The 7565-nt window shown below is 52.4% G+C and carries 7 protein-coding genes; all 7 read right to left on the bottom strand.

The genetic code is table 11. The annotated features are described in order from the left end of the window. Positions 1 to 1941, bottom strand: a 1941-nt coding sequence (locus OCV96_RS18360) for a DNA topoisomerase 3 (protein WP_262595107.1), incomplete at its 3' end; no start/stop codon positions are given. Beyond that, complete coding sequence (locus OCV96_RS18365; protein WP_009003368.1) at positions 1928 to 2131, bottom strand: hypothetical protein; 204 nt, start codon at positions 2129 to 2131, stop codon at positions 1928 to 1930. The genes OCV96_RS18360 and OCV96_RS18365, both read right to left, overlap by 14 nt. After that, positions 2128 to 2892 (bottom strand): DUF4366 domain-containing protein, encoded by a 765-nt coding sequence (locus OCV96_RS18370; RefSeq protein WP_262595108.1) that lies wholly within the window; start codon positions 2890 to 2892, stop codon positions 2128 to 2130. The genes OCV96_RS18365 and OCV96_RS18370 overlap by 4 nt, the downstream gene beginning before the upstream one ends. Next, positions 2882 to 3139 (bottom strand): DUF4315 family protein, encoded by a 258-nt coding sequence (locus tag OCV96_RS18375; protein ID WP_004797801.1) that lies wholly within the window; start codon positions 3137 to 3139, stop codon positions 2882 to 2884. Before OCV96_RS18375 ends, OCV96_RS18370 begins: the two co-directional genes overlap by 11 nt. 28 nt (positions 3140 to 3167) lie before the next feature. Continuing rightward, complete coding sequence (locus OCV96_RS18380; protein ID WP_262595109.1) at positions 3168 to 4904, bottom strand: C40 family peptidase; 1737 nt, start codon at positions 4902 to 4904, stop codon at positions 3168 to 3170. Further along, positions 4897 to 5277 carry a DUF3851 domain-containing protein gene (locus OCV96_RS18385; RefSeq protein ID WP_009322011.1) on the bottom strand — a complete coding sequence of 127 codons (381 nt, stop codon included), beginning with the start codon at positions 5275 to 5277 and terminating at the stop codon, positions 4897 to 4899. The genes OCV96_RS18380 and OCV96_RS18385 overlap by 8 nt, the downstream gene beginning before the upstream one ends. Further along, on the bottom strand, positions 5277 to 7565 hold a 2289-nt coding region (locus OCV96_RS18390), incomplete at its 5' end, for a VirB4-like conjugal transfer ATPase, CD1110 family (protein WP_262595110.1). The genes OCV96_RS18385 and OCV96_RS18390, both read right to left, overlap by 1 nt.

Raw genomic sequence — 7565 nt, forward strand, 5'->3', positions numbered from 1 at the left:
CGGCTGTTTTTTCTTGGCAGCCCACCATTTGTTGTTTTTCCAGATTGCAAATTTGCAAGAATCATTCTGACAGAAGAAGCCTTTTTGCAGTTCTGCAACTTCACCGCCGCAGCGAGGGCATTTGCCCACCACCTCACGGGGCGGAGTGAACAGATACTCAGTTCCCTTGATGACCTGATAAGTCCCCACCAGATCTTTCAGCATGGTGCTGATCCCGTCTAAAAACTCCTCCGGGGCAAGCTGCCCGCGCTCGATCTCGCCCAGGCGGTACTCCCACTCGGCAGTCAGAAGCGGCGATTGCAGTTGTTCCGGCAGCACTGTGATCAGGGAAACTGCATCGTGGGAAGGGAGAAGCTGCACCGTTTTCCTGCTCTTTTTTCGTTCCAGAAAACCGGCAGATACCAGCTTTTCCAAAATACCGGCACGGGTGGCCGGTGTCCCCAGACCTTTTCGCTCGGCGTCCTCCGGCATATTCTCTTTTCCGGCAGTCTCCATTGCGGACAACAAGGTATCCTCCGTAAAGTGCTGAGGCGGACTGCTTTTGCCTTCTTTGACGATTGCCGCAGCAACCGAAAGGGTCTGTCCTTCGGTCAGCTCCGGCAGGGCTTTCTCTGCGCCCTCTTTTTTCGGCTCTGCATCCTTCATTTTGGCACGGTAAGCGTCCTCCAGTGCTTTCCATCCGGGATGCTTCACCGTTTTTCCTTTTGTGGTAAACTCCCCACCGGCACACGCTGCAATCACAACAGTTTCCGAATAGATATGGGGCTGGGCTACGGCGCACATCAGACGCAGGGCCACCAGCTCCAGCACCGCTTTTTCTCCCGCAGGAAGGGCAGAAAGGTCTGCATCCTTGAGATTTCTGGTAGGGATTACTGCGTGATGGTCGGTTACTTTCTTATCGTTGATGACCGTATGCGGATCACAGGTAATGGCGATCCCTTTGCGAAACGGCATAGCACTGGCAACCAGATTCACCAGCACCGGCAGGCTGTCTGCCATATCACCAGTCAGATAGCGGCTGTCAGTACGGGGATAGGTGCAGAGCTTCTTTTCATACAGGCTTTGTAGATAGTCCAGGGTCTGCTGGGCTGTAAATCCAAGCAGGCGGTTGGCATCTCTTTGCAGGGTAGTCAGGTCATAGAGGGCAGGCGGCTTTTCGGACTTTTCCTTGCACTCCACCTTTTTGATTGTGACATTTGCACCCTGACAGGCTTCTTTCAGCTGCTCGGCAGCGGCCTTATTCGCCATGCGCTCCCCGGATACGGTAAGACCGGGCAGCTCCAGCGCCACGGTATAAAAGGGAATCGGCTGAAAGGTGTCGATCTCAGCTTCTCGCTGGACAATAAGCGCCAGTGTTGGGGACATCACGCGCCCGATGTTGAGGGTACGGTGATACAGCACGGAAAAAAGCCTTGTGGCATTGATTCCCACCAGCCAGTCGGCCTTGGCACGGCAGAGGGCAGCATCTCGAAGTCCGTCATAGTCCGCACTGGGGCGCAGGTTTGCAAAGCCTTCCCTTATGGCGGAGTCCTCCATCGAAGAAATCCAGAGCCTTTTCATCGGCTTCTTGCAACCTGCCAGCTCATAGACGCTGCGGAAGATCATCTCGCCCTCGCGTCCGGCATCACAGGCATTTACCACTTCCGTCACATCCGGGGCATTCATCAGCTTTTTGAGAATATCAAACTGCTTTTTCTTATCTTTTCCTACCACCATCTGCCAATGTTCCGGCAGGATAGGCAGATCATCATATCGCCACTTGGCATACTTTGGGTCATAGCTGTCTGCATCCGCAAGACCGGCCAGGTGGCCCACGCACCAGCTGACACGCCAGCCGTTGCCCTCCAGATACCCGTCCTTACGGACGGTTGCGCCGATCACAGCCGCCAAATTCTGGGCAACTGATGGTTTTTCGGCAATTACCAATTTATGTTGAGCCATGATGGTTCCTCCTCTCTTTGAGCCATCGGGACATTTCCCGGTGACAGATACCTACGCAGGGTCTTCCATAATTCCCGCAACCATAGCAGGGGTGGCTGTGGGGTAAAGAAGGAGGACGGGAAGTTTCCTTCCCGCCCTCCGGCCTGCGTGTCATCATGCGTTCATAGGGACTGTCTGTGAATCGGGTCATTTCACACTGTCCTCATCATCTTCTTCTGTGCTGCCCCCGTCAGCGTCCGGCTCGTCCGACTCCTCATCCTCGGTTTCCCATTCCTCGGAATCCTCCTCGCCATAATCATAATCGTCCAGACTGTCATTGCCCTTGGTCTTAGGCTTGTTCTTAACGAGCTTCAAGTAGGCAAATACGCCACCGCCTCCCAGCAGAGCCAGCAAAAGGACTATCGCAGCCGGGTTCAATCCGGCAGGCTTCTCCTTTTCCGGCTCCGATGTTTCTGCCGGAGGTTCCGGTGCTTTGCCCGTACATTTACTCTTATCAGTTGCGCAGACCGGGCAGGCCGTATTGACTGCCCCTGCTTCACATTTTGTTGAACAGCTGCATACCGCAGGCATCTCCTCTTTGGGTTTTCCATCTTCCATCAGCGCCGCAAGGTCTGCATCGTCCACCTGATTCAGAAAGTGAACAGCAGTCTCCTTGTCCTCATTAGCCCTGTCGATCAAAATGTAAAAATAGTTGCCAGCCTTGGTGGTAACGGTAATGAGCTGCTTATTGCCACCAAAATCATCCACCAGAGCGGCATTGCCATCTGGTGTAAGTGCCGGTGCCGGTTCTGCTTCTTCCACAATCACATTGCTGTCATTGGTAGAATCCTCTACCGGTGCCGCCGGAGCCTGTTCTGACCCCTGTGCGAAAGCAGGGATCGTAAAGCCAAATGCCACAACCATTGTCAGGCAAAGGGCGGAAAGTGTTTTGCAAATTCTTTTATTCTTCATAAGCGGTAGCCTCCTGATTATTTGATTCCGACAGTGCTGTATCTCTGCCGTGGTTCATTCCACCGGAAAGCATAGCGTTCAGCTGTGCTGGAGTCATGCGTAACGCACGAACCATCTGAACGATCTCCAGATTCTCTGCCTCGGTTTTCTGTGCTTCCAGCGCCTTGAGCTTTTCCTGGTACTCTGCGATCTTCTCGCGGACCTTTGTAATCTCCTGGTCAATGCGCTCAATTTTGTTTTTTGCCATAACCGTTCACTCCTTTCCACAAAGTCTGTTACCAGTTCATCAGGCCGTAGCCCTTAATACTTTGATAATTCAGGTCATAACTTTTGATTTTGCAGGCATCGCCGGAATTTCCCTCCACCGTATAAACACGGCTGCCATCCGTACCGATCACGATACCCACATGGTCTGCTGTCCCATCCAAATCCCAATCAAAGAAAATTGCATCTCCGGGAGCCAGATTGTTATAGCCTCTTGCACCCCATTGTCCATGAGACTGGAACCACGGAACGCCCTGCCACTCACAGCCTGCAAAGCGCGGTTCACTTTTTCCAGCCTGGTTATAACACCAGGATACAAAGCAGGCGCACCACTCCACGCGACTGTCAAAGCCATACCAGCTCCAATAAGGATAGCCGCCCACATTGCCCACCTGACGCTTGGCCAGTTCCACCAGCTGAGGATTGCCGGGGCGGGTACCGTTAATGAACTGCACACCGGACAGATCTTCCGAGCCGCTGGTATCAGGGGAACCGCCGCCAAACAACAACGGCTTATTGCCCATGGTCTGTCGGTAGACCTGATACATTTCCATCTGCTCCGGGGTCAGAATCTCCGACGCCACAGCGGAAATGGGCTTGCTGGTGAGTTTCACATTCAAAATGTAATACTCGTAGGGGACTTCTTCTGAGGTGGTCTCGCCGGTCTCCGGGTCGGTGGAGGTCTCCGTGCGGTAGCGAATCTCCACTTCCTCAGTAAGCGTCAGCTGATACTGTGCTGCAAACACACGCGCCAGCTCTGCCTGAGCGCTCTGCCGGGTGTAGCCTTGCAAAACGGCAGACAGAAATGCTGCCAGCTCATGAGGGTCATGACCGATCATACCAAGGTCGTAGCGATACTCGTCATACCCTGGGTGGCTGCTTTCTATGTTGTCGATTTCCTCCTGCAACTGGGCTTCTCTGGCTGCATAATCTGCCTCCACCGCCAGCATTTCCGGGTCATCCGACGGATAGGTGGTGCCGGAGAGAACGGAACCGATGCTCTGCGCCATCATGGAGCAGGAGGACATGGTATTCATCAGCATACAGGTAATGAGGAACAAAACCCCTGCCATCAGGAAACCCTTCTTGTGGCGCATGACGAATGCCCCTGCCTTCTGTACCTTTTCTTTTACCGTCCTTGCGGCTTTTCCGGTTTTGGATGCAGCCTGGGCGGTATTTCCGGCAGTCTGACCGGCGTGTTTGGCGGCGGCATACTGCTTTTTGATGGCCTGTTTTTGCTGCCAGCGGGAAAGAGGGTTGCTGGCAAACTGGGGATTTTCCTGCAAAGATTTCTGGTACAGAACATTTACATTTGCCTTTTCCAGTTGACGCTCTGCCTGGGCTGCTTTGCGGTACGGCTTCAGCTTGTGGCTGCGATAGCCCTCCCGCACCAGATAAGCGCCGGTCTCCACCGCTTCCTCGGACTTGTGGGCGCTTTCCACGCCCACATTGTCCTGCTCTGTTTCCCGGATCTCTTTGTGGAGCTTGCCTGCGACCAGATGGACGGGAGCTTCCCTGACTCCTTGAGAAACTTTGGAAGGTGGCTTTTTCTTGTCCTCAAAGGTCAGCTTCGAGGTCTTTTTTCCGGTATCCGGGTCAATGACCGTCTGCCTGACCTTTTTCTTTGGGATATTGGCCTGCGCCTTATCTGCTCTGACCGCAGCTTTCTCCGCTTTACGGATCGGCTTTTCCAGTGCAGGATCAGACTGTTCCTCATCAGTAAAGCGCAGGCGCGGCTCTTTATTCAAACCATTCTCCCAGCATGAGGGAGGACATCATGTAGTGCAGCTCTGCATAAATGGCCATTCCCACAGGATCGTTGAACATACAGCCGGACAGGTAGGCATAAAACTGTGCCACCACATCGGACAGGATCTTCGCCTCTGTTCCTTCCAGAATCAGGCCGCCCATACCTTCTTTAGCACGAATGGCGCTCCAGACCTCTGCCAGACGGAGAAGCCCCACCTGACCGGTCTCATTCAGTTCGGCTGCCTGATCTGCCGCCGTGCGGCACTCACTTACCGCATCGGCCATGACCGTAAGCAGCTGGCTGCGCTGGGCATTTACCGCCCTGTCAAAAAACATCAGCGGATTTTTATTCAAAATGTTGGGATTCATCATCATTCATCCTCCTTCTTTTTCAGTTCCTGGGGTTTGGTAGTCATAATGCGGTAAAGCTCGGTGTTCTTCGGGAAGTGATCCACAAACGGCAGGATTGTAGAGCCATAAAACAGCAGGCCCTCGCCCTCACCGGAGTGGGTCACATAGCTAAGCTGGTGCGTGGAAATGCCCAGCTGCTTGGCGAGGATCTGACGGTCTCCGCCTGCCTGGTTGAGCATATACACGAAGTCGGAATTTTCAAAGATGTTCTCTACCTCGCGGCTGCTCAAAAGGTCTTTGACATTCTGGGTGATACCTGTCGGAATACCGCCCCATTTTCTGAATCGCTTCCAGATTTCCACCGTATAGGCGGCGGTCTGCTCTTCCTTCAAAAGCAGGTGCATCTCGTCGATGTAGTAACGGGTGGACTTGTGGGCGGCACGGTTGATGGTAACGCGGTTCCACACCTGATCCTGTACCACCAGCATACCGATTTTTTTAAGCTGCTTGCCCAGTTCCTTGATGTCATAGCAGACAATCCGGTTATCAATGTCCACATTGCTCTGATGATTGAACACATTCAACGAACCCGTTACATAGATTTCCAATGCCGTTGCAATGTACTGAGCTTCTTTTTCTTCCTGCTCCCGCAGCAAGTTATAAAGGTCCTCCAAAATCGGCATATTCTCTGGCTTTGGGTCATTGAGATATTCGTTGTAAACCAGCCGTACACAACGGTCAATAATGGTTTTCTGCACCGGCTGCAAGCCCTCCTTACCGCCCACGATCAGCTCACACAAGCTGAGGATAAAATCAGACTTGAGTGACAGCGGGCTTTCATCATCCGAATAGTCCAGATTCAGATCCATCGGATTGATATAGTTGGTTGAAGTAGGTGAGATCTTGATGACCTGCCCATGCAGACGCTCAACAAGAGGTGCGTACTCCGCTTCCGGGTCACAGATAATTACATCATCGCTGGTAAGCAAAAAACAGTTGGCAATTTCTCGTTTTGCGCTGAAGGACTTACCGGAACCCGGCGTACCCAGAATCAGACCGTTGGGGTTTTTCAGCAGCTTTCTGTCCACCATGATGAGGTTGTTGGACAGAGCATTGATGCCGTAGTACAGGGCTTCTTTCCCATTCTGGAACAGTTCCTGCGTAGTAAAGGGCACAAAGATAGCTGTGGAACTGGTGGTCAGTCCTCGCTGAATCTCAATCTGATTGAGACCCAGAGGCAGACAGCTCATCAGCCCTTCTTCCTGCTGGAAGTCCAGCCTGGTCAGCTGACAGTTATACTTCTGGGCAATAGAGCCTGCCTGAAAGATGTTGTTGCCAAGCTGACGGGGATTGTCCGCTGTGTTCAGCACCAGAAAGGTCAAAAGGAACATTCTCTCGTTGCGGCTCTGCAAATCCTGCAAGAGTTTTTTCGCTTCACTGCCGTAGGTAGCAAGGTCAGATGGAATGATGTCCATGTCGTATCCGGCACGGACTGCTTTTTTCTGTTCCTCGATCTTGCTGCGGTCCAGGTCGGTAATCTTCCGCTTTACCGTTTTGATGGCTTTCACCTGATCCACCGACTGAATGTGCATACTCACAATGAGCGAGCTTTCCATATCCAGAAAATCAGCCAGCAAACGGTCATTCAGTTCCGGTGCGAGGATCTGCAAAAAAGAAACAGCTCCGTATTTCTTACCCATACGGAACTGCTTTCCGGTGCGGAACTCAAAGGAGCTTGGTGCAATAAAATCCTTGGTGGACAGACCGGAAGGAGCCAGCCAGTCCCATTCAAACTGAAACGGGAGTTGTTCATCCATGTGGAATACCGCATGAAGCTGAAAAAGCCTTTCTTTACCGTCCAGCGTTCTGGCAGCTACACCAAGACGCTTGAAGTTATTAAGTATATCGGTCTCAATACGCTCCAGACGGGGCTTGGCGGCTTTGATGCTGTCTGCGTCGATACCAAAGGTCAGGTATTTGGTCTTGATGAGACCGTTGTTACCTCTGGCCAGCTGATTTTGCAGCATTGTGGTGTATTCCTCGCGGATACTGTCAAAGGCATCCCTCTGGGGCGGGATGGAAATGGAGTTAGCAAAGGTCTCCTCCGATGCTGCAAGGTTCAAAAAAGACAGCTGGAAATGAATCGAGCTGTCAAAATAATTGAGGAAATCACACCAACCCTCAAAGATTGCCGTCTTATCTTCGTTTTGGGAGAGCTGATAGTTGATGTCCTGAAACTGAATGGTCTTTGTGTAGTGGCTGTCCGATATGCGGCAGATTCCGTCCGGCCACATCCGTTCATAAGGGAT

This window comes from Waltera acetigignens (genome assembly GCF_025567015.1).
GTDB lineage: Bacteria > Bacillota > Clostridia > Lachnospirales > Lachnospiraceae > Acetatifactor > Acetatifactor acetigignens.

What these genes read in the sequence shown, in the direction of transcription:
- OCV96_RS18375 (WP_004797801.1), bottom strand. Translation starts at nt 3,139, where the DNA reads ATGGCAAAAAACAAAATTGAGCGCATTGACCAGGAGATTACAAAGGTC.
- OCV96_RS18370 (WP_262595108.1), bottom strand. Translation starts at nt 2,892, where the DNA reads ATGAAGAATAAAAGAATTTGCAAAACACTTTCCGCCCTTTGCCTGACA.
- OCV96_RS18385 (WP_009322011.1), bottom strand. Translation starts at nt 5,277, where the DNA reads ATGATGAATCCCAACATTTTGAATAAAAATCCGCTGATGTTTTTTGAC.
- OCV96_RS18365 (WP_009003368.1), bottom strand. Translation starts at nt 2,131, where the DNA reads ATGACCCGATTCACAGACAGTCCCTATGAACGCATGATGACACGCAGG.